The sequence below is a fragment of the Streptomyces sp. NBC_00859 genome (assembly GCF_045161865.1).
GTDB lineage: Bacteria > Actinomycetota > Actinomycetes > Streptomycetales > Streptomycetaceae > Streptomyces.
In genome coordinates this window covers 6728735-6755327 of record NZ_CP108826.1, presented here as the reverse complement: position 1 = coordinate 6755327, position 26593 = coordinate 6728735, and the positions used below count along the sequence as shown (strand labels likewise).

Here is a 26593-nt window from a genome sequence, read left to right as displayed (position 1 = left end):
GGAGGGGGTGCGCGGGGCGGCCGGTCCGGTCGGGGGCCGCCCCGGGTCAGCCGATGTCCGGCGGGTCGACCCTGATGCGTACGGGATCGCTCCCCCGCGTCAGGCGCGCCGCCTGTGCCGTCCTGAGCGCCGTGGCGAGGGCCGCGCCGCTGCCGGGCCGCACCCGGACCAGGGCCCGCTCCCAGCTTTCGCCCGGAGGCGGGTCGCCGGGCCTGCGGGGCCTGTTCGGGTCGGCGGAGACAATCGGTACGGGGCCCAGAACCTCGGCGTCGTGCGGCAGCCGCACGGTGTCGAGGAACTCTTCGAGCGCCTGGGCCCGACCGGACACCGCGGCCATCCGGGAGACCGGCGGGAAACCCAGCTCGGCCCGGTCGGCGAGCTCACGTACCGCGTGCCCTGCCGGGTCCCAGCGGACCAGTGCCTGGACGGGGCGCAGCGTCGGCTCGGCGACGACGACCACCGTGCCGCCCTCGCTCTGGCTCCGTACCAGCGCGGCCGCGTCGATCCAGCGGCGGAGCGCCTCCTCGCCCGCCCGCAGGTCGGGCCGGCCGAGCATCGCCCAGCCGTCGAGCAGCAGCGCCGCCGCGTAACCGCCCTCGGCGACCGGCTCCGCGCCCGGCGTGCTCACCACCAGGGCGGGCCGCCCGTCCACGGTGTCCAGCACATGGTCACGGCCCGATGTCCGCACGGGAACCGCGGGAAATGCCCTGCCGAGCTCCTCGGCGGTCCGCCGGGCGCCCACGATCTGTGCGCGCAGTCTCGTATGGCCGCACTCGATGCAGTGCCATCCGGCCGCGTCGCGCCCGCACCAGCCGCAGCTCAACGCCCTCTCGTCGGGGGCCTCCAGGGGACCGGCGCAGTGCGCGCACCGCGCGGGTGTGCGGCAGCGCTCGCAGGAGAGCCTCGGCACGTAGCCCCTGCGCGGTACCTGCACCAGGACCGGCCCGCTCTTCAAGCCGTCCCGCACGGCCTGCCAGGCGAGGCTGGGAAGTCTGGCGGCCCTGGCTCCCTCGTCCCGTGCGAGGTCGAGGTCGCCCACGGTCCGTACCAGGGGTGCGGCGGCCCTGACCTGATCCCGGTCCGCGACGAGAGGGGCGGCCCAGCCGGTCTCGACGAGCTGGGCGGCCTCCACCGTGCAGCTCGTACTGCCCAGCAGGAAGGCGCACTTGTCGTGCGCCGCTCGGAGCAGCAGGACCTCGCGCGCGTGCGGCAGCGGTGCGTGGGGTTCGCTGTGGCTGCCGTCCCCGTCCTCCCAGATGACGGCCAGACCCAGGTCCTGGACGGGCGCGAACATCGCCGCCCGGGTACCGACCACGGCCCGCACGGCTCCGCGCCGCACGGCGAGCCACTGCCGGTACCGCTTCTCCGGGCCGGCGTCGGCAGTGAGCAGCGCGTGGTGACCGGTGCCGAGGACCGCCGTGAGCGCGCCGTCCACCCGCGCAGCCGTCCGGCCGTCGGGCACCACGACGAGCGCGCCCCGCCCGGAGGACAGGGTGGCGGCGACGGCGAGCGCCACCTCCTGCGGCCAGTGCGGTCCCGGCAGGGCGGTCCACACGGCACGCGGTGCCCCGCCCGTCGCCAGGGCACGCAGAAAGCCGGGCCCCTGTCCGTACCTGGCCCAGGTGCCGGGCTCCGGGGCGGGAGGTGGTTCCAGCGGCTCGGGGGACGGCTTGCCCTCGGCCCGAGCGTTCCTCGGGGGAACGGCGAGTTGCAGGACGTCGGCGAGGCTGCCCGCGTACCGGTCGGCGACCGCCCTCGCGAGCCCGAGAAGTGCGGGGCCGAGGACCGGCTCGGGCGACACGACGCCGGCGAGCGCGGCGAGCGGTCCCGAGTAGTCGGAGTCGGCACGGCGCTCGACGATGAATCCGTCGATCAGACCGCCGCCCTCACGGCGGCCGTCGCGTACGTTCCGCTTTCCCGCGCCGAACCGCACCCGCACCCGCACACCCGGCTGCGCGGCCTCGTCCAGCTCTTCCGGTACGGCGTAGTCGAAGAACTGGTCGAGGTGGAGCACGCCCTTGTTCACCACGACCCTCGCCACCGGCAGCTCCCCGGCGAGGGCGGCCCCGCGCCAGGTGCGTGGCTTGGCCCGGGGCACCTCCGTCCGCCGGACGGTCTCTCTGATGAGGGCAAGCTGCTCGGGACTCCCGTCGCCGGGCTTCCTCGGCTGCTCGTCGTCGCTGCTCACAGCCAAATTCCTACCAGACCCCACTGACAGCGGGCCTGCTGGGCGAACGGCCCGGCACCGGTGGGGCCGGCGGGGCGTGATCCTGCTCAGTGCCCCGGTGCCGTGTCCAGCGCCAGGGCCGCGAACGTCGCCAGCCAGTGGTCTGAATTGAAGTCGCCCGAAGAGACGGCAGGGAGCCCGACGGCGAGATGGGCCGCGACGGACTCCTCCACCGCTTCCCTGGGTGGTCCCGCGGGCAGCGCGGCGGCGATCGCGCGCAGCCCCGCCGCCCGGCTCAGCGCGAGGCCGAGCAGATGCCCGATCTGCGGGTCGGAGTGGTCGGAGACCACCGGCGGGGTGAGCAGGGAGCACGGGTCCGCGGCGGTGAGAGCCGGTACGAACCCGGCGAGCCAGCCGGGGAAGTCCGCGGCCGGCAGTACCCGCAGCATCGCGTGCGCCTCCGTGAGCGCCGGCGAGAGGAAGTCCTGGCCCGACGGTTCCCAGTGGAGCGGTGCGTCGTGATCCCCGGCGAACCAGCCGGTCAGCCGGTCGGCCACCGCGTCCAGCACGGGCCGGGCCAGCCCGGCCCGTGCGCCCGCGTCCAGGACGATGCCGAGACCGAAGGCGCTGTTGTTGTGGACGCCGTGGCGCACCGGGTAGGTCGCCTTGGCCAGCCAGGACAGAAGCAGGTCGCCGACAGCGTCCACTGCCGGGGCCAGGGCATCGGCCCAGCGGTCGCCCGCCGCGCCGCCCAGCGCCCGGCATTCCGCGGCGAGCGCCACGAGCCAGGCCCAGCCGTACGGCCGCTCGAACGACGGGCGGCGGCGCAGATAGGCCGCCTCGACGGCGATGTTGGCGGGAGTCAGATGGGCGTCCAGGACATCGGTGACACGGCCCGCCGTGGTCGGGGGCAGCGCGTCCGATCCGCCCGCCGCGGCCGGGCCGAAGCGACGCAGCAGCCGGACGAGCAGCCAGTGCATGTGCACGGTCGAGTGCCAGTCGTAGGACCCGTAGAAGGCGGGGTGGAGCTCGCGCGGAGCGATGATCTCCTCGGGGCCCGCGTACAGGTGGGCCGGGGCGTTGGGATACTCGCGCACCACGTTGTGGAGCGCCAGCTCGGCGAACGGGCGCGCGTACTCGCTGGGCAGTACGGAGGCCTGGACCGGCGGGGTGGGGGGCATGGCGGTACTCCTTGAGCGGGGTGATGCGGGGCTGGGCGATGGGGGGCTGAGGTGCGGGGCTGAGGTGCGGGGCTGAGGTGCGGGGCTGGGCGGTGCTGACGTGTGCGGTGGCGCGTACCGGGGTGTGCGGGACGGTACGGGTCGGAGCTGCGGGATTCGCCGCGCCGGGCGGGCCTGCCCGGTCAGAAGGCGAACAGGGCGAGGACGGCGATGTTGCAGACCAGCAGGGCTGCCGCTGTGGGCAGTTGGGCCTTGATGGGCCCGTACTGGTCGTCCAGTTCGAGCAGCGCGGCCGGGACCAGGTTGAAGTTGGCGGCCATGGGCGTGACGAGCGTGCCGCAGAAGCCGCAGAGCATCCCGACGGCGAGGATCGCCGGGATGCTGCCGTGCATCTGCTGGACCAGGACGGGCCAGCCCACGGCCGCTGTCATGACGGGGAAGGCCGCGAAGGCGTTGCCCATGACGATCGTGAACAGGACCATGCCGCAGCAGTAGACGAGCACGGCGATGAACCGCTGGCCGTCCGGAAGGATCGCCTCGGTGATCCGGCCAACCTGGTCTCCGACGCCCGCCGTCTGGAAGATGGAACCGAGCACAGCGAGCAGCTGGGGCAGCACCAGTGCCCACCCCATGGATTCGAGCATGCCGCGCCCGGCGTGCACCGGGACCGTGATGCGGCGCTCGCGCAGCACGGTCATGCCGACGGCCAGTGCGGCGATGGCTCCGATACCGAGGCCCAGGATCGTCTCGTACCCCGGCTCCAGGACCGGCTCGCCGCCGATCTCCACCTTTTTCAGCAGCGTCGCGCAGAGCATCGCGACCACGGGGATGGTGAGGGCGGGGAGGAACAGCTTGTTGCCGAGCCGGGCGGCCGACGCGGCCCGCTCCGCCCGTGGCGGTGTGTGCGGTGTTCCCTTGCCGGTGAGGCCGAAGCCGCCGAGCACGATCAGTACGAGTACGGCGACGCCGAGCGGCTCGGCGGGAAGCGATTTGCCGACCACGCCGGTCGAATAGAAGAAGGAGGCGCCCAACAGGCCCCAGAAGGACGCGGATCCGAAGCGCCTGGGGTTGGTCCGGTCGCCCGCCATCTGTGCCGCCATCACCAGGAAGACCGCGCCGACCAGCCAGAAGAAGTACTCGGACTTGATCACTTGAGGTCCTCGGAACGGCGGGTGGTGTGGGCGGCACGGTCGTTCTCGGCGGCGACGACGGCCAGTTCACGCTCCAGCACTCGGTCCAGGTGCAGCAGCCGTGCGCCGTGGATGAGAAACGCGCAGACCGCGGACGGGATCGCCCAGAGGGCGAGACTCAGCGGTTCGAGATGCTGGTTGTACGTCGAGTTGACGAAGCCGGTGATCAGCAGGATCGAGCCGATGGCTATGAAGCAGTCCTCGCCGAAGAACATCCCGATGGTGTCGGCGCCGGAAGCGTGCGAGCGGATCTTCTCGCGCAGCCGCTGCGGCAGCGGACCGCCCGCCCTCGTCTCGGCGGCCGCCTCCGCCATCGGGGCGATCAGCGGACGCACGCTCTGCGCGGGGCCGCCGATGCTCGTCAGGCCGACGGACGCGGTCAGCTGGCGGATGAGCAGATAGAGCGCGAGGAAGCGGCCGGTGGTGAGCCTGCCGAGTCTCCCGATGAGGTTCCGTGCCTGTTCCTGAAGGCCGTAGCGCTCCAGGAGACCGATCACCGGGAGAGTGATGACGAAGACGGTCACGGACCGGGACGAGGCGAAACTGCTGCCGAACGCGGCCAGCACTTCCTGCGGCGACATCCTGCCGAGCAGTCCTGTCGCGATTCCGGCGGCTCCCACCACCAGGAGAGGATTGCGGCGCGTGGCGAATCCGAGGATCACCACGAGCACGCCGAGGAGAACGATCACGCGTCGGCCTTCTTCCGCGCATGGGCCCGAAGGCCCTGATCAGACGGGATGCTGCGCGAGACCTTAGGCGATTGTTCAACAAACACACAAGAGGTGCCGCACACCCGGTCCGTCCCTCGCCCCGCACGGCCGGGCCCACCCTCAGTCCGCGGCGAGACGCAGCGCGTAGGCCTCGGCGAGCTGCCGGCGGGAGTCCTCCAGATAGAACCCCAGCATTCGTTCGGCGCCCGCCGCGTCTCCGGCCGCCAGCCGGTCCACGAGCTGTCTGTTCCGGGTGAGATAGGGCTCGTGGAAACGCCGCGGGTCCGCCATCACATGGAAGGCGAGACGGAGCTCCGCCAGCACGTTGCGCATCAGCTCGTTCACCCGGGGGCTGCCCGCGAGCGCCGCCAGAGCCTGGTGGAACCGGATGTTGGCGGTGGAGCAGGCCGCCCACTCGTCCACGGCCGCGGCCCGCTCGCCGGTGGCCACCGCCGCCTCCAGATCGTCGAGACGGTACGGCGGCTCCCCCAGCGCCCGCAGCGCCGCGCACTCGACCAGCAGCCTGACCTGGTAGATGTCGACGAGGTCCTCGACGGCCAGGACACGCACGAAGACGCCCCTGTTCAGCCGGTGTTCGAGCAGCCGCTCATGGGTGAGCAGCCTGAACGCCTCCCGCAGCGTGTTGCGGGAGACGGCGAGCGCGGTGCTGAGACTCTCCTCGGACAGCCTGCTGCCGGGCGGGAAGTACCCCTCGGTGATCCGCTCCCGCAGGACCGCGGCCACCCGCTCCGCGGTTCCCGCTCCCGTACTCGCCGGGAGGGCGCCGCCCGCCGCCGCTTCCGGGTGCCCCGGAGAATTCCGGCCCGTTGTGCCCGTCATGTCTCGACCCCTGTCAGTCCGCCGCTCCGCCCCGCACCGGGTGGCGCCGCCAAGTCAACCGCAACCGCGCGGGCGCACCCAACCCGGCCCCGGACCGGCACCTCTTGTCAGATTGTTGAACAATTGGCTAGCGTACGCCCGTGATCGATCTCAACGCGGACCTCGGTGAGGGCTTCGGCCAGTGGAAGCTCACCGATGACGACGCCCTGCTGTCCTGTGTGACCAGCGCCAACGTGGCCTGCGGTTTCCACGCGGGAGACGCGTCCGTGATGCGGCGGGTGTGCGACACCGCCGCGGCCCGGGGGGTACGCATCGGCGCCCATGTCTCGTACCGGGATCTCGCCGGTTTCGGGCGCCGCCCCATGGAGGTGCCGCCCGGCGAACTGGCCGCGGAGGTCGCCTATCAGATCGGCGCGCTGCGGGCCTTCGCTGACGCCGCCGGGCCGGGAGTCTCGTACGTCAAACCGCACGGCGCCCTCTACAACCGCGCCGTCGGGGACGAGGAGCAGGCCGCCGCGGTCGTCGAAGGGATCCGCCTCGCGGGCGGCGGCCTGACCGTTCTGGGACTGCCGGGCTCACAGCTGCTCGCCTTCGCCCGGCGCGCGGGCCTCCCCGCCGTCGATGAGGCGTTCGCCGACCGCGCGTACACCTCGCACGGCACACTCGTTCCGCGGCGTGAACCGGGCGCCGTGGTGCAGGACGCCGCAGCGGTGGTGCGCCGGGCCGTCCGCATGGCTGTCGACGGTACGGTCACCGCCGCGGACGGCAGCCGTGTACCGGCGGGTGCCCGCTCCCTCTGCGTCCACGGTGACACCCCCGGCGCGGCCGCCACCGCCCGCCGGATCAGAGCGGCCCTCGAAGAAGCGGGCGTCACGGTCCGGGCGTTCACGTGACCGACGACGCGAACGACGCGAACGACGCGAACAGTCTGAACGGGCCGGCCGTCCCGGACGGCGCGCACCACCCGGCGGACACGGGCGACGGTGGCGGCACGAGCGGCACGCGCCCCGCCGGGGCGGACCACGGGACCGGCATCCGGGTGCTGCCCGCGGGGCGCCACGGCCTGCTGGTCGAACTCCCCGCCGGGGCCGGGGCCGAGGCGTTCCACGCCGAACTGCTCCGCCGTCGCGCCCTCGGCGGACTCCCTGCCGTACGCGAGATCGTTCCGGGAGCCCGAACCGTCCTGCTCGACGGCATCCCCGACCGTCCGCCCGGCACCGCCGAACGCCTTGCCCGGTCTCTCGTGACCTGGCGGATACCGCCGCTGCCGCGTGACGCGGGCACCGCTGTCGAGATACCCGTGGTGTACGACGGCCCGGACCTCGCCGATGTGGCGTCGGTCTGGGGCGTGGCGGTGAGCGAGGTGGCCCACATCCACAGCGGTACGGAATTCCGGGTGGCCTTCTCGGGCTTCGCTCCCGGTTTCGGCTATCTGACCGGGCTCCCCGACCGCTTCCGGGTGCCCCGCCGCGCCACCCCGCGCACCCGGGTCCCGGCCGGATCGCTGGCGCTCGCCGGTCCGTACACCGGTGTGTATCCGCGCCTGTCGCCGGGAGGCTGGCAGCTCATCGGCCGGATGCCCGAACCCGGCCGCCTCTGGGACCAGGACCGCGATCCCGCCGCGCTCCTGACACCGGGCACCCGGGTCCGTTTCGTCGAAACGGCCGAACCGGCCGAAGGGACGGCGGGCCGCCTCGCTGCCGGAGCGCGTGCGGCCGAGGAGAACCGTACCGAGGAGGCCGACCGGTGACAGCGATGCTCCAGGTGGTCCGTGCGGGCGCCCTGACCACGGTGCAGGACGGAGGGCGCACGGGGTACGCCCATCTCGGCGTCCCCCGCGCGGGCGCCCTGGACGCCCCTGCCCGGCAGCTGGCCAACCGGCTGGCAGGCAACCCCGCCGACGCCGCCGTACTGGAGACCACGCTCACGGGATGTGCGGTCCGGCCCAGCCGGGCGGTGACCGCGGTTGTCGGCGGCGCGCCCTGCCGGGTCACGGTCGACGGCCGGCCCGCCCCCTGGGGCGCACCGGTCCGGGTGCCCCGGGGGGCGGTACTCGAAGCGCACCCGGCGCAGCAGGGCGTACGCAGCTATCTGGCCTTCGGGGGCGGCCTGTGCCCCGGCGCCGTGCTGGGCAGCAGATCGGCCGACCTGCTCTCGGGGCTGGGCCCGGCCCCGCTGCGCGACGGCGGCACACTCCCGCTCGGCACAGCGCCGGGCCGCTGTCCGCCCCCGGGCGCGGACACCGCCCCGTGGCCGGGCATTCCCGCCTCGCTGGTCCTGCCGGTGCGGCCGGGCCCTCGCCACGACTGGTTCACCCCGGCCGCCCTGCGCACCCTGGACACGGCCGGATACCGGGTGTCGCCGCACAGCAACCGCGTCGGCCTGCGCACCGATGGCCCCGCCCTGGAGCGGGCCCGGCACGGCGAACTCCCCAGCGAGGGCGTCGTCCTGGGCTCGGTGCAGGTGCCGTCGGACGGCCGCCCCGTGGTGTTCCTCAACGACCATCCGACGACGGGCGGCTATCCGGTGATCGGCGTCGTACCGGAGTCCGCCCTCAGCGCGGCTGCCCAGGCGGCGCCGGGGACCGCGCTCCGGTTCACGCTGATCCGCTGAGCGGCGGGTGCACCCGGCGCCGCCGCTCCCGTCACGGGCTGCGAGCCCCGGCTGCCCCGGCCGTTCGCGGTTCCCTTCGGAGCCGGGAAGCGGGAAGTCCGGCCGGCCCCGCCCGTCGTCGCGGGCCGGGCATCCGTCAGCGGGTGACCATGAGCTTGCGGACGCCGTAGTTGGTGCCGGTGAAGTCCATCGGCACCTCCTCCAGCGGCGTGGCGAGCCTCAGGCCGGGGAAGCGTTTGAAGAGCTTGGGCAGAACACTCGTCAGTTCTGCGCGTGCGACGTTCTGGCCGAGGCAGGCGTGGACGCCGTAGCCGAAGCCCATATGACGCACCATCCGGCGGTCGATGTCGAGGACGTCGGGGTTCTCGAACGTGCGCGGGTCGCGGTTGGCTGCGTTCATGGCGACGACAACGAGTTCTCCCTTCTTGATGTGCGCGCCGCCGAGTTCGAGGTCCTCCTTGGCCACCCGCCCGAGCCCGAACTGGACGATCGTCAGGTAGCGCATCAGCTCCTCGACTGCGGCCCGCGTCTTCTCCGGGTGCTCGACCAGCTCCTGTCGCTGTTCGGGGTGGGTCAGCAGCGTCAGAGTGGAGAGGCCCATCATCGCGGCCGTGGTGTCATGACCCGCGAACAGCAGAAGGACGCCGAGACCGATCAGTTGACGGTCGGTCAGTACGGCGTCCGCACCGTCGGCCCGGTTGATCAGCTCTGCGAGAATCCCCTCGGTGCCGCCGGTGCGGCGCTTCTCGGCGACCAGGTCGGTGATGTAACCGACCAGCCAGTTCGCGCCCGAGTCGCGCTCCTCGCGGCTCCGGCCCATGTCCATCATCGCCTCCGTGGCGTGGTGGAAGCCGTCGCGGTCCTTGTAGGGAACACCGAGAAGCTCACAGATCACCAGGCACGGGATCGGCAGGGCCATCGCTTCGATGAAGTCGAACGTCTCCGGCCCGGCGGCGATGGCATCCAGGTGCTCGTCGATGATCCTGTCCAGATACGGCTGGAGCTTGGTCCGCACGGCCTTGGGGGTGAAGCGGCCGGAGAGCAGCCGCCGGTAGGCGCCGTGCTCGGGCTCGTCCATGAACACGAACCCCACGTCGAACGGAGAGTCCTCACCGGCCTCCGCCACCTCGCCCTCGGGGGTGTCATGGCGCCAGCGCTTCGCGCTCAGCCGTGGGTCGCTGAATACCTGGCTGCCCTCTTCGAAGCGGGTGGCGAGCCAGCCGGTCGAACCATTGGGGAAGCGGACCTTGACCAGGGGCTGGTCCTCACGCAGCTGGGTGAACTCGGCGGGAGGATCCAGGGGCTTGCCGGGTGCCCGGGTGACGGGCTGGTCGACGAGAGGCTCGGTCATGACGGCTCCTGCTGGGGGGTGTGGGCTTCGATGGCGGCGGTGATGCCGGTGTGGGTGGCGGTGCCGTTGCACCAGCCGACGTAGACCGCCAGATGGAGTGCTGCTTCCCGGAGTTGATCGGGTGTCAGCTCGTCGTTGACCAGGCCGCCACCGGCGATGATCCGGATGAGTTCCTGACGGCCGGTGGTGGCGGCCACCCCGAGAGTGAGCAGCCGGCGGTCCCGCACGGAGAGGCCGGGGCGGCCCCAGACCCGGGCGAAGAGGTAGTCGACCGTCTCTTCGGTGAACGGCTCGCCCGTATCCGGGACGGCCGAGCTGAAGCCGGGGCCGTAGACCCGGTCCATCATCTCCAGACCGAAGCGGTGGAGGTCATCCGCGGCCGGGACCGGCCGGTCGCCGAGGTCCAGGGTCCGGCGGACCTGCGTGCGCGCGACGTCGGTCAGCGGCGCCTCCACACCGAGGGAAGCGGCCAACTCACGTGCGGCGTCGAGATCCTTGGTCATCAGCGGCTCGATCTGCCCGCCGACGGCCGCAGGCAGCGTGCCGTCGGGCCCGCGCATGCGCAACAGCTGCAGCAGTGTGTGGCCCTCGGGGTCGGCGGTGTCGATCACTTCGGCGAGCCGCTCCGGATCCACACCGGCGGCGCCGGCGAGGGCCGCCGCCTCGGACACGCTGCGCCAGCCTCCGTAGGTGACGACATTGCGGGCGATCTTGGTCGCCATGCCGGCCCCGAGTGGACCGCAGTGGACGACCTTCCTGGCCCAGTCCTCCAGCACCGGCACGGCCGCGTCCACAGTGGGCCGGTCGCCGCCGAGGATGGCGACCATGCCGTTCTCCGCGGCCCGGTCGCCAGGTGTGACCCCGCAGTCCAGAAACCCGACACCGCGCTCGGCGCACATCCCGGCCAGCTCGTGGACGACCGGCAGCGCGACGGTGGCGAGCAGTACGACCGTCAGGCCCGGACGGGCGGCCGACAGCAGTCCGCGCTCGCCGCCGATCACTTCCCGGGCCTGCCCGGCGTTGACGACCGCCACCATCACCACGTCGCTGGCCGCCGCGACTTCGGCCGGGGAACCCAGCGGCCCCGGTACGCCGGCCAGATGCGCCGACGCGTCAGGCCGGATGTCGTACACGGCGAGCGCCCGGCCCCGGCGGGCCAGACTGACGGCCACCCCGCCGCCGATCATGCCCAGGCCCACCACACCGGCCCTGGCATCCGTGTCGTCCGTCATGCGGCCCGCCTTTCGTCCAGCACGGCCGCCTCGGCGACCAGCGCCCGGTAACCCCGGGTCGCACGAGGCATGTTCACGCCGACGACGCCGCAGACCCGTCCGCCGTCCCCGTACAGCGCGACCAGCTTGCGGTCCTCCGGAGCGCCCTCCACGATCCGTACGGTGTCCGCGCCTCGCGTCCGGCCGTAGATCTGCAGCCTGAGCCCGTACTGGTCCGACCAGACGTAGGGGACCGGGTCGAAGGGAACGGCCCGGCCGGGCGCGGCCAGAATGTTGCGGGCCACGGCGGCGCCCTGCTCGGTGGCGTTGGTCCGGTGTTCGATCCGGATCCGGCTGCGGGTACGCGGATGCGGCCAGCAGGCGACGTCACCGGCCGCCCACACGCCCGATCCGGCGTGGAGGGTGGCGTCGCACTCGACACCGTCCCCGAGCGGTACGCCGCTTCCGGTGAGCCAGCCGATATTGGGGACGGCCCCGATGGCGACCAGCACCGCGTCCGCACCGAGGATCCTGCCGTCGGCCAGCCGCACACCGGTGGTGCGGCCCTGATCGGCCAGTACGGTGCCGGCCCTCGACCCGGACACGATCCGTACGCCGTGTTCCTCGTGGACGCGCGCCAGCATGGCGCCCAGCACGGGGCCCAGCACGTCCGCGAGCGGCAGCGCCGCGTCCGTCACCATCGTGACGTCGGCGCCGGCCCCGCGGGCGACAGCGGCAGCCTCCGAACCCAGGAAGCCCGCCCCGACGACCACCAGGCGGAGTCCGGGGCGCAGCTCGGCGCGGAGGCCGATGGCGTCCTCCAGGGTGCGCAGCACATGCACCCCGGCGACCGATTCGGTACCGGACAGCCGCCGGGCGGCCGCTCCGGTGGCCACCACCAGTGCGTCGTAGCCGGCCGCGGCGCCCCGGTCCGTTCGGACCTCCCTGCGGCGGGTGTCCAGGGACACGGCCGCGGTACCGAGCCGGAGGTCGAGTCCAAGTGCCTCGACGGCCTCGGTGCTGCGGAGTGCGAGCCGCTCACTCCCCCACTCGCCGGTCAGCAGTTGCTTGGACAACGGGGGCCGGTCGTAGGGGAGACGGGCCTCGTCCCCGATCAGGGTGAGCCGGCCCGTGTAGCCCTCGCGCCGCAGCCCCTCCACAACGCCGAGCCCGGCCGCCGATGCGCCGACCACCACGATCCGTGCCGGCGGCGGTACGTTCACGGTCGTACTTCGATCGCGGCCGCGGGACAGACCTCGGCGGCCCTGCGCACGTTCTCGTGCTCCTCGGCGGGCGGATCGGCGTCGAGCAGGATCACGACGCCGTCGTCGTCACGCTGGTCGAAGACCTCAGGCGCGGCGAGCACGCACTGGCCTGCCCCGCAGCACTTGTCGAAGTCGAGCGAAATCTTCATGTCACAACCTCCGTCGGGCTCCCGGGGAGAGCCACGCGGGTGGGGGGACGGGCGGACGAAAATGCTTGCCCCAGTCACCTAACTAAGTTCAGTAACGGACGTTAGACCCCTGCGCCGGTCATCGTCAATCGGTCGGCCGCGAGCCAAGCCGCTTGATTCGGCGCGGTGTTACCCCTGGTCAGGAACTCCGTGGCCGCCCAGGCCCGACTGTATGGCTCTGATGTGGCGGGACGCCGTGGTCTCGGGGACCGGAGAGCGGGGTGCGCCGTCCGGGGCCCTGTCGGGCACCAGGGAATCGAGCAGTCCGTCCGCGACGTCCAGGATGAGGGTCTCCACCGGCTCGGTGGAGAGAAGCGAATGGGACAGCGCGATGTTTCCGTGCAGTCCGGCCCACAGGGTGTGCGCGGCCTGCGCGACCGGCAGGGCCGGCGCATAGCCCTCATCCACACAGCGGCCGCAGGCCTCGCGCAGACTCGACGAAACCCTGCGGGAGGGATGGCGGCCGGCGCGGGTCGCGGCCACTGCCGGCTGCGGGCTCTCGAACATCAGCCGGTAGTGGCCGGGGTTGTCCAGCGCGAACCCGCAGTACGCCCGCATCTGCGCACGCAGCCGGTTCCGCGCGTCCTGTGGTTCGGCAGCGGCATCAGCCGCCTGCATACGGCCGGCGAGGTCGGCGTACTTGTCCTCCAGGGCCGCCCACACCAGCTCGGCCTTGTCGGCGAAGTGCAGGTAGATGCTGGGGGCGGCGACACCGACCTCACGGGCCACCGCCCGTATCGTGAGTTTGTCGATACCGCCCCAGTCGTCCAGCAGACGGCCGACCGCGTCCAGGATGTCCCTGCGCAGTTGCTCGCCCTGCCCGCGGCGGCTGCGGACCCGTCCTGATCCCGCCCCGTCGGGAACGGACCGTGCTGCCATGGATTCGACCTCTCCCCCGGAACTGAGCCCGAGGCCTGTGACGGGTCAGGCCGTCCGCCTGCGGACCCGTCCCCCTCCGATCCGGCAGGCCGGGATACGGCGCAGCCGGGATACCGCACAGCGCTGCCCGGCACCTGCGGTGGAGGGGCCGGGCAGCGCTGCTGTTGAGTCAGGAAACGGCGGGCCTACAGACCCGCCGCCTTGCGCAGTGCGTCGACGCGGTCGGTGCGCTCCCAGGTGAAGTCGGGGAGCTCGCGGCCGAAGTGACCGTAAGCGGCGGTCTGGGCGTAGATCGGGCGCAGCAGGTCGAGGTCGCGGATGATCGCGGCGGGGCGCAGGTCGAAGACGTCCGTGATGGCGTGCTCGATCTTCTCGACGTCCGTGGCGGCGGTCCCGAAGGTCTCGACGAACAGGCCGACCGGCTCGGCCTTGCCGATCGCGTAGGCGACCTGGACCTCACAGCGGGTGGCGAGCCCGGCGGCCACCACGTTCTTGGCGACCCAGCGCATCGCGTACGCAGCCGAGCGGTCCACCTTGGACGGGTCCTTGCCGGAGAACGCGCCGCCGCCGTGGCGGGCCATGCCACCGTAGGTGTCGATGATGATCTTGCGGCCGGTCAGGCCCGCATCGCCCATCGGCCCGCCGATCTCGAAGCGTCCCGTGGGGTTGACCAGCAGGCGGTAGCCCTCGGTGTCCAGCTTGATCCCGTCCTCGAGCAGCTGCGACAGTACGTGCTCCACGACGAATTCACGGATGTCGGGGGCCAGCAGCGAGTCCAGGTCGATGTCCGACGCGTGCTGCGAGGAGACCACGACCGTGTCCAGGCGGAGCGCCTTGTCACCGTCGTACTCGATGGTGACCTGGGTCTTGCCGTCGGGACGCAGGTACGGGATGGTCCCGTTCTTACGGACCTCCGACAGACGGCGCGAGAGCCGGTGCGCCAGATGAATCGGCAGCGGCATCAGCTCGGGCGTCTCGTCACAGGCGTAGCCGAACATCAGGCCCTGGTCACCGGCGCCCTGCTTGTCCAGGTCGTCGTCATCGCCCGCCGCGGCCGCCACCCGCTTCTCGTACGCGGTGTCGACACCCTGCGCGATGTCCGGGGACTGCGCCCCGATGGACACCGAAACCCCGCAGGAAGCACCGTCGAAGCCCTTCTTCGACGAGTCGTAGCCAATCTCGAGGATCTTCTCGCGCACGAGCTGCGCGATCGGCGCGTACGCCTTCGTTGTGACCTCACCGGCCACATGCACCTGACCCGTGGTGATCAGGGTCTCCACGGCCACACGCGAGGCCGGGTCCTCCGTGAGGAGCGCATCGAGAATCGTGTCGCTGATCTGGTCAGCGATCTTGTCAGGGTGGCCCTCGGTTACAGATTCCGAGGTGAACAGACGACGGGACACAACGCTCCCTGGGGTTGCAGCGGCTGCTGGCTGATCACGGGTGGAGTGGCCGGGGGCTGCGCCCGGCTCATTCCGTGACCAGTTTATCGGTCGCCTCCGGTCAACGGGGCACGTGTCTCGCTCCGTGGGAGCCGTGTGACCCGAGGCACTGATCCGGCGGTACGCCATTCGGACCCCGAAAGGGGCGGAAAACGCCTTTCACCGGGTTCCTCCGGCCCGGTGGATGTCACAAGATATTCACCCGAACCTCGGTACCACCAGATCCCAGACCGTATCGGCCAGAGCTTCCTTCGAGCCGTACGGCACGGCGGTGTCCCCGCCCCCAACTGCGAGAATCACCGCTTCGTTCTCCTCGGAGCCGAAGGTTTTGTGCTCCCCCACCTCATTGACGACGAGCAGATCGCAACCCTTCCGGCGCAGTTTGTGGCGTCCGTTCGAGAGGACGTCGTCCGTCTCGGCGGCGAATCCGACGACGACCTGTCCGGGCGTGGCGCGCTCCGCCGAGATCTCGGCGAGGATGTCCGGATTGCGGACCAGCGCGATCGGCGCGGGCTCCTGGCCGTCCCGCTTCTTGATCTTTCCCTGGGCGTAGGCGGAGGGCCTGAAGTCGGCCACCGCGGCCGCCATGACCACCGCGTCGGCATCGGCCGCGGCCTTCAGGACCGCCTCACGCAGCTGCACCGCCGTCCCCACGTGCACGACATCCGCCCCGGCAGGTGCGGGCAGTCCGGTGTTGGCCTCGATCAACGTCACCCTGGCGCCGCGCGCGACAGCCGTACGGGCCAGCGCGTAGCCCTGCTTACCGGAGGACCTGTTCCCCAGGTAGCGGACCGGGTCGAGCGGTTCGCGGGTGCCGCCGGCGCTGACGACCACGTGGCGGCCCGCCAAGTCCGGCTCCGCGACACCGCGGGCCAGCACCCGGCGGCAGGTCTCGAAGATCTCTCCGGGGTCGGGCAGCCGGCCCTTGCCGGTATCCACACCGGTGAGACGTCCGACCGCGGGCTCGATCACGACGGCCCCGCGGCGGCGCAGTGTGGCCACGTTCTCCTGGGTGGCGGGGTGCTCCCACATCTCGGTGTGCATCGCCGGAGCGAACACCACCGGGCATCTCGCGGTGAGGAGCGTGTTGGTCAGCAGGTCGTCGGCGAGGCCGTGGGCGGCCTTGGCGAGCAGGTCGGCGGTGGCGGGGGCGACCAGGACCAGATCCGCGCCCTGCCCGATCCGCACGTGCGGAACCTCATGGACATCGGACCAGACCTCGGTCGACACGGGGTGGCCGGAGAGCGCCGACCAGGTCGCGGCGCCGACGAAGTGGAGCGCGGAACCGGTCGGCACGACCCGTACGTCATGGCCGGACTCGGTCAGCCTGCGCAGCACCTCGCACGCCTTGTACGCGGCGATGCCTCCGCTGACCCCCAGAACGACCTTCGGCTTCTCCGCCACGTCCACGTCTCCCCGGCTTCCGGCTCCGCATTCGGATTCGTACACCCCCATGCTGCATCACCGGCGGGACGAGGCTCCCGGGGGACCCCGGGAAACACTCCGGGCCCGGCAGCTGTGCTGCCGGGCCCGGAGTGAAAGAACTCACTGTCTGCGTTACTGCGCGGGGCCTTCGATGGCCTCGGAGGTCAGCAGACCCGCGTTGATCTCGCGGAGCGCGATCGAGAGGGGCTTCTCGTGGACGTGAGTGTCCACCAGCGGACCGACGTACTCCAGCAGGCCTTCGCCGAGCTGCGAGTAGTACGCGTTGATCTGGCGCGCGCGCTTGGCGGCGTAGATCACAAGGCTGTACTTGGAGTCGGTTGCCTCGAGCAGCTCATCAATCGGCGGGTTGATGATGCCCTCGGGCGTGGTGATGGAAGAGGACACTCTCTGCCTTCCGATGGAGTGAAAATCAAAGAACCTTGACCAAGGCTAGCAGCTCGCGGGCCACATCCTCGACGGAGGTATTGACAAGAGTCGTATCGAACTCCGACTCGGCGGCCAGTTCGATCTTCGCAGCCGCCAGCCGGCGTTCGATGACATCGGGCGCCTCGGTCCCACGGCCGGTGAGACGCCGGACCAGCTCGTCCCAGCTCGGCGGAGCGAGGAAGACCAGCTGGGCCTCGGGCATCGAATTCCTTACGAGCCGGGCACCCTGGAGATCGATCTCCAGGAGCACCGGCTCTCCCGCCTCCAGGCGGTCCAGGACGGCACGGCGCGGGGTGCCGTACCGGTTGCCCGCGAACTCGGCCCACTCGAGCAGCTCGCCATTGGCGACGAGCTTGTCGAACTCCTCGTCGTCCACGAAGAAGTACTGGACGCCGTGGCGCTCGCCGGGGCGCGGCTTACGGGTCGTCGCCGACACCGACAGCCATACCTCGGGGTGCACCTTGCGCATATGGGCGACGACCGTGCTCTTGCCGACCCCGGAGGGGCCGGAGAGCACGGTCAACCGCGGATGGGGGTCCGGGGGTACGGGGGTCGTCCCCCGGGGTGTTGCAGCCATGCGGCGATTATTCCAGCTTCCCGGGGGTGCCCGGGACGTCAGGCAGCGCCGCCACCGAACTCGCGCTCCAAAGAGGCGATCTGATTGGAGCCGAGACCGCGCACTCTGCGGCTCTCGGAGATGCCGAGCCGCTCCATGATCTGCTTGGCACGGACCTTGCCCACACCGGGCAGGGACTCAAGGAGAGCGGAGACCTTCATCTTCCCGATGACGCCATTCTCCTGGCCCTGCTTGATGACCTCGTGCAGGGAGGCGCCGGAGTGCTTGAGTCGATTCTTGACCTCGGCCCGCTCCCGGCGAGCCGCGGCGGCCTTTTCGAGCGCGGCTGCGCGCTGTTCAGGGGTAAGGGGCGGAAGAGCCACGCCTACGTCACCTCGGATGTCGAACTGTCGGATACGGACCGGTGAGGAACCTGATCGCCCCACACCTGCGAAGCGACGAGCAACACAGTTGCACGTCGGCTCTCGACGGAGACTAGCGGCCAGGGCCGCTCCAGTCAGCGAGAACAGACGAAAAGTCCTGGTCAGCCTTGGCCGGAGCGGATATTTAGGGCATAACACCCTGGTTTTCGGCCCACCGGACGTCAACTGGCTGGTTCTGACCGTCCCGCTCCGGGTTTCCGGCCGCTCCCGGCCCCCGACCTCGCCGATCGCCCGGCCGCGTCCTGTCAGGCGACCGCCGTCCGCACTTCGTCGGCGAAGCGGGCGGCCGAATCGCGCAGCGCCGCGATGTCCGGCCCGTGGCGCAGGACACCCCGGCTGACACTCGGCACCACGTTGCCGACGGCCGAGCCGAACACGCGCGGCAGGTCCGCCGGGGTCGCGCCCTGGGCCCCGATCCCTGGGGCGAGCAGCGGGCCGTTGATGTCCAGGCGCACCCCCGTGTCGCCGAGCGTCGCGCCGACGACGGCGCCCACCGACCCGAGCGGATCGGCGCCCTCGTTCTCGGCGGCCATGTGGTCGAGCATGAGCTGGGCGAGCGGCCGGCCGCCGGCGGCCGCGGCCCGCTGGACCTCGGCCCCTTCCGGGTTGGAGGTCAGCGCGAGGACGAAGACGCCCGAGCCGCTGAGCACCGCCGCGTCCAGGGCGGGCCGCAGCGAGCCGAAGCCGAGGTACGGCGAGAGCGTGACCGCGTCCGAGAACAGCGGCGAGTCCGTGCTGAGGTAGGTCTCGGCGTAGGCGCCCATGGTCGAGCCGATGTCGCCGCGCTTGGCGTCCATGAGCACCAGGGCCCCCGCCGAACGCGCCTCGCCGACCGCCTTCTCCAGGACCGCGATTCCGCGCGAGCCGAACCGCTCGAAGAACGCCGACTGGGGCTTGAGTACGGCGACCCGGTCGGCCAGTGCCCCGACGACCGTTCGGGTGAAGCGCTCCAGTCCGGCGATGTCGTCGCTGAGGCCCCAGGACGTCAGCAGGGAGGCATGCGGGTCGATGCCGACGCAGAGCGGGCCTCGGGTGTCCATCGCGCGCCGCAGCCGGGCGCCGAACGGTTCGGGTGACTGCTGGGGCGTCATGGGGTGACCGTCTTCCGGGTGTCGGCGCCGACAGCTTCGGCGAGGGTCGTGTACGGGCTGTTGCGGAGCCGGGCCGCGAGGCCCTTGTGGACCGCACGGGCCCAGAACGGGCCCTGGTAGATGAAGGCGCTGTAGCCCTGGACGAGCGTGGCGCCCGCCAGGATCCGCTGCCAGGCGTCCTCAGCCGTCTCGACGCCCCCGACACCGATCAGGGTGAGCTCGCCGCCCACACGGGCGTACAGGCGGCGCAGGACCTCCAGTGAGCGCTGCTTGAGCGGTGCGCCGGAGAGGCCGCCGGTCTCGCCGGTGAGCGCGGGGGCCGACCGCAGGCCCAGGCCGTCGCGGGCGATGGTGGTGTTGGTGGCGATGATGCCGTCCAGGCCCAGCTCGACCGCGAGGTCGGCGACGGCGTCCACATCCTCGTCGGCGAGGTCCGGGGCGATCTTCACCAGGAGCGGGACCCGCCGCGATGTGACGGTACGGTCGGCCGCTTCGCGCACGGCGGTCAGCAGCGGGCGCAGCGCCTCGGTGGCCTGGAGGTTCCGCAGGCCGGGGGTGTTCGGCGACGACACGTTGACGACGAGGTAGTCGGCGTGGCGGGCCAGCCGTTCGGTCGACTCGACGTAGTCGCCGACGGCCTCGTCCTCCGGGACGACCTTGGTCTTGCCGATGTTGACGCCGACAGTGGTCCTGAAGACGGGGCTGCGGGCCGCCAGACGGGCCGCCACGGCCGCGGAGCCCTCGTTGTTGAATCCCATGCGGTTGATGAGCGCGCGGTCCTCCACCAGGCGGAAGAGCCGCTTCCTGGGGTTGCCCGGCTGGGGCCGTGCGGTGACGGTGCCGATCTCGATGTGGTCGAAGCCGAGCATGGTCATGCCGTCGATGGCGACCGCGTTCTTGTCGAAACCGGCGGCGAGGCCGAAGGGGCCGTGCATGCGCAGGCCCAGGGCCTCCGTACGCAGCTCCTTGTGGCGGGGAGCCAGCGCGGCCGCGGCGAACGTGCGCAGCACCGGGGTCCGCGCCGCGGCACGGATCCAGCCGAAGGCCAGGTGGTGGGCGCGCTCGGGGTCCATCCGCTTGAAGACCAGGTCGAAGAAGAGTTTGTACATCCGGCTTTCCTCATGACGAGCCCCCGGGCGGGAACTCATGAACGGGGTCTCGTGAAGAGGGGGACACCGTTTCCGGTGTCCCCCTCGTGAGCTGCTAGACCTCGCGTGCGGCGGTCAGATGGCGCGCGTGTTCCTGCAGGGAGCGGACGCCGACGTCGCCGCCGTTGAGCGCGTCGATGCCCTGGACGGCCGCGGCGAGCGCCTGGACCGTGGTGAGGCAGGGCACCGAGCGTGCCACGGCCGCGGTGCGGATCTCGTAGCCGTCGAGGCGGCCACCGGTGCCGTACGGGGTGTTGACGATGAGGTCGACCTCGCCGTCGTGGATGAGCTGGACGATGGTCCGCTCACCGCCGGGGCCCTCGCCCTCGCTGAGCTTGCGGACCACGGTGGCGCTGATGCCGTTGCGGCGCAGGACCTCGGCGGTGCCGGAGGTGGCGAGCAGCTCGAAGCCGTGCGCGACCAGCTCGCGGGCCGGGAAGATCATCGAGCGCTTGTCCCGGTTGGCGACCGAGATGAACGCGCGGCCCTTGGTGGGCAGCGGTCCGTACGCCCCGGCCTGCGACTTGGCGTACGCGGTGCCGAAGACCGAGTCGATGCCCATGACCTCGCCGGTGGAGCGCATCTCCGGGCCGAGGACGGTGTCGACGCCGCGTCCGTGCATGTCGCGGAAGCGCGACCACGGCATCACGGCCTCCTTGACGGAGATCGGCGCGTCCTGCGGCAGGGTGCCGCCGTCGCCGGTCGCCGGGAGCATGCCCTCGGCGCGCAGCTCGGCGACGGTCGCGCCGAGCGAGATGCGGGCCGCTGCCTTGGCCAGCGGGACCGCGGTGGCCTTCGAGGTGAAGGGGACCGTACGGGAGGCGCGCGGGTTGGCCTCCAGGACGTAGAGGATGTCGCCGGCCAGCGCGAACTGGATGTTGATCAGCCCGCGGACGCCGACGCCCTTGGCGATGGCCTCGGTGGAGATCCGCAGCCGCTTGATGTCGAAGCCGCCGAGGGTGATCGGGGGCAGCGCGCAGGCCGAGTCGCCGGAGTGGATGCCGGCCTCCTCGATGTGCTCCATGACGCCGCCGAGGTAGAGCTCGGTGCCGTCGTAGAGCGCGTCGACGTCGATCTCGATCGCGTCGTCCAGGAAGCGGTCGACCAGCACCGGGCGGGTGGGGCTGATCTCGGTGGACTCCTCGATGTACGAGGCGAGGCGGGTCTCGTCGTAGACGATCTCCATGCCGCGGCCGCCGAGCACGTACGAGGGGCGGACCAGGACCGGGTAGCCGATCTCGTCGGCGATGGCCTTGGCCTCGTCGAAGGTGGTGGCGGTGCCGTGCTTGGGGGCGGGCAGCCCCGCCTCGGCGAGCACCCGGCCGAACGCGCCGCGGTCCTCCGCGGCGTGGATCGCCTCGGGGGGTGTGCCGACGACCGGTACGCCGTTGTCCTTCAGCGCCTGCGCCAGGCCGAGCGGGGTCTGTCCGCCGAGCTGGACGATGACACCGGCGACGGGGCCCGCCAGCGTCTCGGCGTGCACGATCTCCAGGACGTCCTCCAGGGTGAGCGGCTCGAAGTAGAGCCGGTCGGAGGTGTCGTAGTCGGTGGAGACGGTCTCGGGGTTGCAGTTGACCATCACGGTCTCGTAGCCCGCGTCGCTGAGCGCGAACGAGGCGTGGACACAGGAGTAGTCGAACTCGATGCCCTGGCCGATCCGGTTCGGGCCGGAGCCCAGGATGATCACCGCGGGCTTCTCGCGGGGCGCGACCTCGCTCTCCTCGTCGTAGGAGGAGTAGAAGTACGGGGTCTTCGCGGCGAACTCGGCGGCGCAGGTGTCGACCGTCTTGTAGACCGGGCGCACACCGAGCGCGTGCCGCACCTCACGGACGACGTCCTCGCGCAGGCCGCGGATGCCGGCGATCTGGGCGTCGGAGAAGCCGTGGCGCTTGGCGTCGGCGAGCAACTGGGGGTGCAGCTTCTCGGCGGCGGCGAGCTCGTCCGCGTACTCCTTGATGAGGAACAGCTGGTCGACGAACCACGGGTCGATCTTCGTCGCTTCGAAGACCTCCTGGGGCGTCGCGCCGGCCCGCATGGCCTGCATGACGGTGTTGATCCGGCCGTCGGTGGGGACCTTGGCGGTCTCGAGCAGCTCCGCCTTGTCGCCGGGGTCGCCGGTGAAGGTGAACTGCGAGCCCTTCTTCTCCAGCGAGCGGAGCGCCTTGTTGAGCGCCTCGGAGAAGTTCCGGCCGATCGCCATGGCCTCGCCCACCGACTTCATGGTGGTGGTGAGCGTGGCGTCGGCGGCCGGGAACTTCTCGAAGGCGAATCGCGGCACCTTCACGACGACGTAGTCGAGCGTCGGCTCGAAGGACGCCGGGGTCTTCTCCGTGATGTCGTTGGGGATCTCGTCCAGCGTGTAGCCGACAGCGAGCCGGGCCGCGATCTTCGCGATCGGGAATCCGGTCGCCTTGGATGCCAGCGCTGACGAGCGCGAGACCCGCGGGTTCATCTCGATGACGATGATCCGGCCGTCGTCGGGGTTGACGGCGAACTGGATGTTGCAGCCGCCGGTGTCGACGCCGACCTCGCGGATGATGGCGATGCCGATGTCCCGCAGCCGCTGGTACTCGCGGTCGGTGAGGGTCATCGAGGGGGCCACGGTGATCGAGTCACCGGTGTGCACGCCCATCGGGTCGAAGTTCTCGATGGAGCAGACCACCACGACGTTGTCGTTCTTGTCGCGCATCAGCTCCAGCTCGTACTCCTTCCAGCCGAGGATGGACTCCTCCAGGAGCACCTCGGTGGTCGGCGAGAGCATCAGGCCCTGGCCCGCGATGCGGCGCAGCTCCTCCTCGTTGTGCGCGAAGCCGGAGCCGGCGCCGCCCATGGTGAAGGAGGGGCGGACGACGACCGGGTAGCCGCCGAGCTCACCGACGCCGCCGATGACGTCGTCCATCGTGTGGCAGATGACCGAGCGGGCGGACTCGCCGTGGCCGATCTTCGCGCGCACCGCCTCGACGACGCCCTTGAAGAGGTCGCGGTCCTCGCCCTTGTTGATCGCCTCGACGTTGGCGCCGATCAGCTCGACGCCGTACTTCTCCAGGACACCGTTCTCGTGCATGGAGATGGCGGTGTTGAGCGCCGTCTGGCCGCCGAGGGTCGGCAGCAGCGTGTCCGGGCGCTCCTTGGCGATGATCTTCTCGACGAACTCCGGGGTGATCGGCTCGACGTAGGTGGCGTCGGCGATCTCCGGGTCGGTCATGATCGTGGCCGGGTTGGAGTTGACCAGGATGACCCGCAGGCCCTCGGCCTTGAGCACCCGGCAGGCCTGGGTCCCCGAGTAGTCGAACTCGGCGGCCTGGCCGATGACGATCGGCCCGGAACCGATGACCAGGACGGACTGGATATCGGAGCGCTTAGGCACGCTGGGCCTCCATCAGGGCTGTGTTCATCAAAGACGTGAAGCGGTCGAAGAGGTACGCGGCGTCGTGCGGGCCCGCGGCGGCTTCGGGGTGGTACTGGACGCTGAAGGCCGGCTGGTCGAGCAGCTGGAGCCCCTCGACCACGTTGTCGTTGAGGCAGACGTGGGAGACCTCGGCGCGGCCGTACGGGGTGTCGGAGACCCGGTCGAGCGGAGCGTCGACGGCGAAGCCGTGGTTGTGCGCGGTGACCTCGACCTTGCCCGTCGTACGGTCCTGGACGGGCTGGTTGATCCCGCGGTGACCGTACTTGAGCTTGTAGGTGCCGAACCCGAGCGAGCGGCCGAGCAGCTGGTTGCCGAAGCAGATGCCGAAGAGCGGGGTCTTCCGTTCCAGTACGGCCTTGATGACCGTCAGGTCGGCGGTGGCGGGGTCGCCGGGGCCGTTGGAGAGGAACACGCCGTCGGGGGCGACCGCGTACACCTCGTCGACGGTGGCGGTCGCGGGCAGCACGTGCACCTCGATGCCGCGCTCGGCCATCCGGTGCGGGGTCATGCCCTTGATGCCGAGGTCGATGGCGGCGACGGTGAACTTCTTCTCACCGACCGCCGGGACCACGTACGCCTCGGTGGTGGCGACCTCTGCGGAGAGGTCGGCGCCGTTCATCTCGGGCGCCTGGCGGACCTTGGCGAGGAGCATGCCCTCATCGGCCAGCGCGTTGCCGGAGAAGATACCGACGCGCATCGCGCCGCGCTCCCGCAGATGGCGGGTGAGGGCGCGGGTGTCGATACCGCTGATGCCGACGACGCCCTGGGCGACGAGCTCGTCGTCGAGGGAGCGGCGCGAGCGCCAGTTCGACGGGATACGGGCGGGGTCGCGCACGACGTAGCCCGCGACCCAGATCTTCGCGGACTCGTCGTCCTCGTCGTTGACGCCGGTGTTGCCCACGTGCGGGGCGGTCATCACGACGACCTGGCGGTGGTAGGAGGGATCGGTGAGGGTTTCCTGGTAACCGGTCATGCCGGTGTTGAACACCGCTTCACCGAAGGTCTCCCCCGTTGCCCCGTAGGAGCGGCCGCGGAAGCACCGGCCGTCCTCCAGGACGAGTACGGCGGGGGACGCCGCTTTCCTCTCCGAGGCGTTCCCCGGGCTGGAGATCGTCATCGTGCGGTGCCTTCCGTCGTGATCGGGTGGTGCGTGGTGCTGTCTGTCTTCTTGTCCGTGGTGACTGCGGGGGCGGTGCCGCCGGCCGGCCGGCACATGGCGTTGACCGCGTCGACCCAGGAGGCCTGTTCCGCCGCCCGGTCGGAGCGGAAGCCCGAGTCGATCAGCCGGTCACCGTGGTGCCAGGTGATGATCAGCAGACCGCCCTCGGTGAGGACCTTGCCTGCGATGCCCTTGTCCAGCCGGGCCTCGCTGAGCCGCGCCGCCGGGATGAAGAAGTCGTTCGCCCCGGGGCGTACTACGTCGATACCCGCGTCCGTGAGCGTCACCTCGGCCTTGCTGCGGGTGCCCAGACCGTGCGCGACGATCCGGTCGAGCCAGTGCCCGGCCGTGGTCGAGCCGTGGTAACGGCCGCTCATCTCCAGTCTGGCCGCACCGGGATCGTCCGGCGCGGTGGGCAGCTCAGGGAGGTCGCTCTGGAGCGTGCCCCGCCACTTCCAGCCCTCACGCATCAGCCAGTAGACGAGCGCGACGACGAGCAGCAGGCCGACGATCCAGCCGATACGCCCCGCCCAGTCGGTGACGTCGGCCGATTTCTGCTCCGCTGCGAGGTGAAGATTGATGAGAGGTGTCACGCCAGCTTCCCGTCCACGACCGTTGCCCTGCCCCGCAGGAAGGTGTGGGTGACGCGTCCCGGCAGCTCACGGCCCTCGTAGGGGGTGTTGCGGCTGCGGGAGGCAAAGCCTGCGGGGTCCACCTCACCACGGTAAGCCGAGTCGACGAGCGTGAGGTTCGCGGGCTCACCGGCGGCGATCGGGCGGCCGTGGCCAGCGAGGCGGCCGATGGCCGCCGGGCGGAAGGACATCCGGTCGGCGACGGTCTCCCAGTCGACGAGCCCGGTGTCGACCATCGTCTGCTGGACGACCGAGAGCGCTGTCTCCAGGCCCACCATGCCCATGGCGGCCGCGGCCCACTCGCAGTCCTTGTCCTCGTGCGGGTGCGGGGCGTGGTCGGTGGCGACGCAGTCGATCGTGCCGTCGGCGAGTGCCTCGCGCAGGGCCATCACATCGGCCTCGGTGCGCAGCGGCGGGTTGACCTTGTACACCGGGTTGTACGTACGGACCAGCTCGTCGGTGAGCAGCAGGTGGTGCGGGGTGACCTCGGCGGTGACGTTCCAGCCCTTGGACTTGGCCCAGCGGACGAGCTCCACGGAGCCCGCGGTCGACAGGTGGCAGATGTGGACCCGGGAGCCGACATGGGCGGCGAGCAGCACATCACGGGCGATGATCGACTCCTCGGCGACGGCGGGCCAGCCGCCGAGGCCCAGTTCGGAGGAGACGACGCCCTCGTTCATCTGGGCTCCCTCGGTGAGCCTGGGCTCCTGGGCGTGCTGGGCGACGACTCCGTCGAAGGCCTTCACGTACTCCAGGGCGCGCCGCATGATCACCGCGTCGTCGACGCACTTGCCGTCGTCGGAGAAGACCCGGACCGCGGCGGCCGAGTCGTGCATCGCGCCGAGTTCGGCGAGCTGCTTTCCGGCCAGTCCGACGGTGACGGCGCCGACGGGCTGCACGTCGCAGTAGCCGGACTCCCGGCCGAGGCGCCAGACCTGCTCCACGACGCCCGCGGTGTCCGCGACGGGGAAGGTGTTGGCCATGGCGTGGACGGCGGTGAATCCGCCGACCGCCGCGGCCTTGGTACCGGTGAGCACGGTCTCGGAGTCCTCACGGCCCGGCTCGCGCAGGTGGGTGTGCAGGTCGACCAGGCCGGGCAGCAGGATCCGGCCCTCCGCCTCGATGACATCGGCGCCGTCGGCGGACAGGCCGGTGCCCACCGCCGCGACGGTCTCGCCGTCGATCAGGACGTCCTGCGGCTCGCCGCCGAGCACCTTCGCACCACGGATCAGGGTCTTGCTCATGG

The 26593-nt window shown here is 71.3% G+C and carries 24 protein-coding genes; 3 read left to right on the top strand and 21 right to left on the bottom strand.

Annotated elements, in window-relative coordinates:
• Positions 1–46 precede the first annotated feature (46 nt).
• The 5 genes from OG584_RS29810 to OG584_RS29790 form a co-directional block, all read right to left on the bottom strand.
• On the bottom strand, positions 47–2188 hold the full coding sequence (locus OG584_RS29810; protein ID WP_405782448.1) for a primosomal protein N': 2142 nt from the start codon (positions 2186–2188) through the stop codon (positions 47–49).
• An 86-nt stretch (positions 2189–2274) separates the two neighbouring features.
• Positions 2275–3348 carry a DUF2891 domain-containing protein gene (locus OG584_RS29805; RefSeq protein ID WP_405782446.1) on the bottom strand — a complete coding sequence of 358 codons (1074 nt, stop codon included), beginning with the start codon at positions 3346–3348 and terminating at the stop codon, positions 2275–2277.
• Between the two features lie 182 nt (positions 3349–3530).
• On the bottom strand, positions 3531–4499 hold the full coding sequence (locus OG584_RS29800; RefSeq protein WP_405782445.1) for a DUF979 domain-containing protein: 969 nt from the start codon (positions 4497–4499) through the stop codon (positions 3531–3533).
• A complete protein-coding gene (locus OG584_RS29795; protein ID WP_405782444.1) occupies positions 4496–5227 on the bottom strand; it encodes a DUF969 domain-containing protein in 732 nt (243 codons plus the stop codon). The genes OG584_RS29800 and OG584_RS29795 overlap by 4 nt, the downstream gene beginning before the upstream one ends.
• A gap of 141 nt (positions 5228–5368) precedes the next feature.
• Positions 5369–6088, bottom strand: coding sequence for a GntR family transcriptional regulator (locus OG584_RS29790; protein ID WP_405782443.1), 720 nt, complete (start codon positions 6086–6088; stop codon positions 5369–5371).
• A gap of 143 nt (positions 6089–6231) precedes the next feature.
• Here OG584_RS29790 and OG584_RS29785 point away from each other — a divergent pair, with 143 nt between their 5' ends.
• From OG584_RS29785 to OG584_RS29775, 3 genes are all read left to right on the top strand, one after another.
• Positions 6232–6981, top strand: a complete 750-nt coding sequence (locus OG584_RS29785) for a LamB/YcsF family protein (RefSeq protein ID WP_405784348.1) — start codon at positions 6232–6234, stop codon at positions 6979–6981.
• A 146-nt stretch (positions 6982–7127) separates the two neighbouring features.
• Complete coding sequence (locus tag OG584_RS29780) at positions 7128–7838, top strand: allophanate hydrolase subunit 1 (RefSeq protein WP_405784346.1); 711 nt, start codon at positions 7128–7130, stop codon at positions 7836–7838.
• Positions 7839–7843: 5 nt separating this feature from the next.
• Complete coding sequence (locus OG584_RS29775; RefSeq protein WP_405784345.1) at positions 7844–8701, top strand: biotin-dependent carboxyltransferase family protein; 858 nt, start codon at positions 7844–7846, stop codon at positions 8699–8701.
• 136 nt (positions 8702–8837) lie between these two features.
• Here the strand turns inward: OG584_RS29775 and OG584_RS29770 are convergent, their stop codons facing one another.
• From OG584_RS29770 to OG584_RS29695, 16 genes are all read right to left on the bottom strand, one after another.
• Positions 8838–10052: a cytochrome P450 gene (locus OG584_RS29770; RefSeq protein ID WP_405782441.1), complete on the bottom strand. Its 1215-nt coding sequence runs from the start codon at positions 10050–10052 to the stop codon at positions 8838–8840.
• Positions 10049–11284 (bottom strand): NAD(P)-binding domain-containing protein, encoded by a 1236-nt coding sequence (locus OG584_RS29765; RefSeq protein WP_405782439.1) that lies wholly within the window; start codon positions 11282–11284, stop codon positions 10049–10051. Before OG584_RS29765 ends, OG584_RS29770 begins: the two co-directional genes overlap by 4 nt.
• Entirely contained in the window at positions 11281–12486 is a 1206-nt protein-coding gene (locus OG584_RS29760) for an NAD(P)/FAD-dependent oxidoreductase (protein WP_405782438.1), read from the bottom strand. The genes OG584_RS29765 and OG584_RS29760 overlap by 4 nt, the downstream gene beginning before the upstream one ends.
• Complete coding sequence (locus OG584_RS29755) at positions 12483–12677, bottom strand: ferredoxin (protein WP_405782436.1); 195 nt, start codon at positions 12675–12677, stop codon at positions 12483–12485. The genes OG584_RS29760 and OG584_RS29755 overlap by 4 nt, the downstream gene beginning before the upstream one ends.
• A 168-nt stretch (positions 12678–12845) precedes the next feature.
• Complete coding sequence (locus tag OG584_RS29750) at positions 12846–13595, bottom strand: TetR/AcrR family transcriptional regulator (protein WP_405782434.1); 750 nt, start codon at positions 13593–13595, stop codon at positions 12846–12848.
• A gap of 185 nt (positions 13596–13780) precedes the next feature.
• Positions 13781–14998 carry a methionine adenosyltransferase gene (metK, locus tag OG584_RS29745; protein WP_405782433.1) on the bottom strand — a complete coding sequence of 406 codons (1218 nt, stop codon included), beginning with the start codon at positions 14996–14998 and terminating at the stop codon, positions 13781–13783.
• A gap of 237 nt (positions 14999–15235) precedes the next feature.
• A complete protein-coding gene (gene coaBC / locus OG584_RS29740; RefSeq protein ID WP_405782431.1) occupies positions 15236–16492 on the bottom strand; it encodes a bifunctional phosphopantothenoylcysteine decarboxylase/phosphopantothenate--cysteine ligase CoaBC in 1257 nt (418 codons plus the stop codon).
• A gap of 102 nt (positions 16493–16594) precedes the next feature.
• Entirely contained in the window at positions 16595–16867 is a 273-nt protein-coding gene (rpoZ, locus tag OG584_RS29735; RefSeq protein ID WP_003970369.1) for a DNA-directed RNA polymerase subunit omega, read from the bottom strand.
• Between the two features lie 25 nt (positions 16868–16892).
• Complete coding sequence (gene gmk / locus OG584_RS29730) at positions 16893–17486, bottom strand: guanylate kinase (protein ID WP_405782430.1); 594 nt, start codon at positions 17484–17486, stop codon at positions 16893–16895.
• Between the two features lie 38 nt (positions 17487–17524).
• Positions 17525–17848 (bottom strand): integration host factor, encoded by a 324-nt coding sequence (locus OG584_RS29725; RefSeq protein WP_266858973.1) that lies wholly within the window; start codon positions 17846–17848, stop codon positions 17525–17527.
• Positions 17849–18153: 305 nt separating this feature from the next.
• Positions 18154–18999: an orotidine-5'-phosphate decarboxylase gene (pyrF, locus tag OG584_RS29720; protein ID WP_405782429.1), complete on the bottom strand. Its 846-nt coding sequence runs from the start codon at positions 18997–18999 to the stop codon at positions 18154–18156.
• Entirely contained in the window at positions 18996–20108 is a 1113-nt protein-coding gene (locus OG584_RS29715; RefSeq protein ID WP_405782428.1) for a quinone-dependent dihydroorotate dehydrogenase, read from the bottom strand. Before OG584_RS29715 ends, pyrF begins: the two co-directional genes overlap by 4 nt.
• 94 nt (positions 20109–20202) lie before the next feature.
• Positions 20203–23514, bottom strand: a complete 3312-nt coding sequence (carB, locus tag OG584_RS29710; RefSeq protein ID WP_405782427.1) for a carbamoyl-phosphate synthase large subunit — start codon at positions 23512–23514, stop codon at positions 20203–20205.
• On the bottom strand, positions 23507–24673 hold the full coding sequence (gene carA / locus OG584_RS29705) for a glutamine-hydrolyzing carbamoyl-phosphate synthase small subunit (RefSeq protein WP_405782425.1): 1167 nt from the start codon (positions 24671–24673) through the stop codon (positions 23507–23509). Before carA ends, carB begins: the two co-directional genes overlap by 8 nt.
• Complete coding sequence (locus OG584_RS29700) at positions 24670–25308, bottom strand: hypothetical protein (RefSeq protein ID WP_405782424.1); 639 nt, start codon at positions 25306–25308, stop codon at positions 24670–24672. The genes carA and OG584_RS29700 overlap by 4 nt, the downstream gene beginning before the upstream one ends.
• Positions 25305–26591, bottom strand: a complete 1287-nt coding sequence (locus OG584_RS29695; protein WP_405782422.1) for a dihydroorotase — start codon at positions 26589–26591, stop codon at positions 25305–25307. Before OG584_RS29695 ends, OG584_RS29700 begins: the two co-directional genes overlap by 4 nt.
• Between the last annotated feature and the right edge of the window lie 2 nt (positions 26592–26593).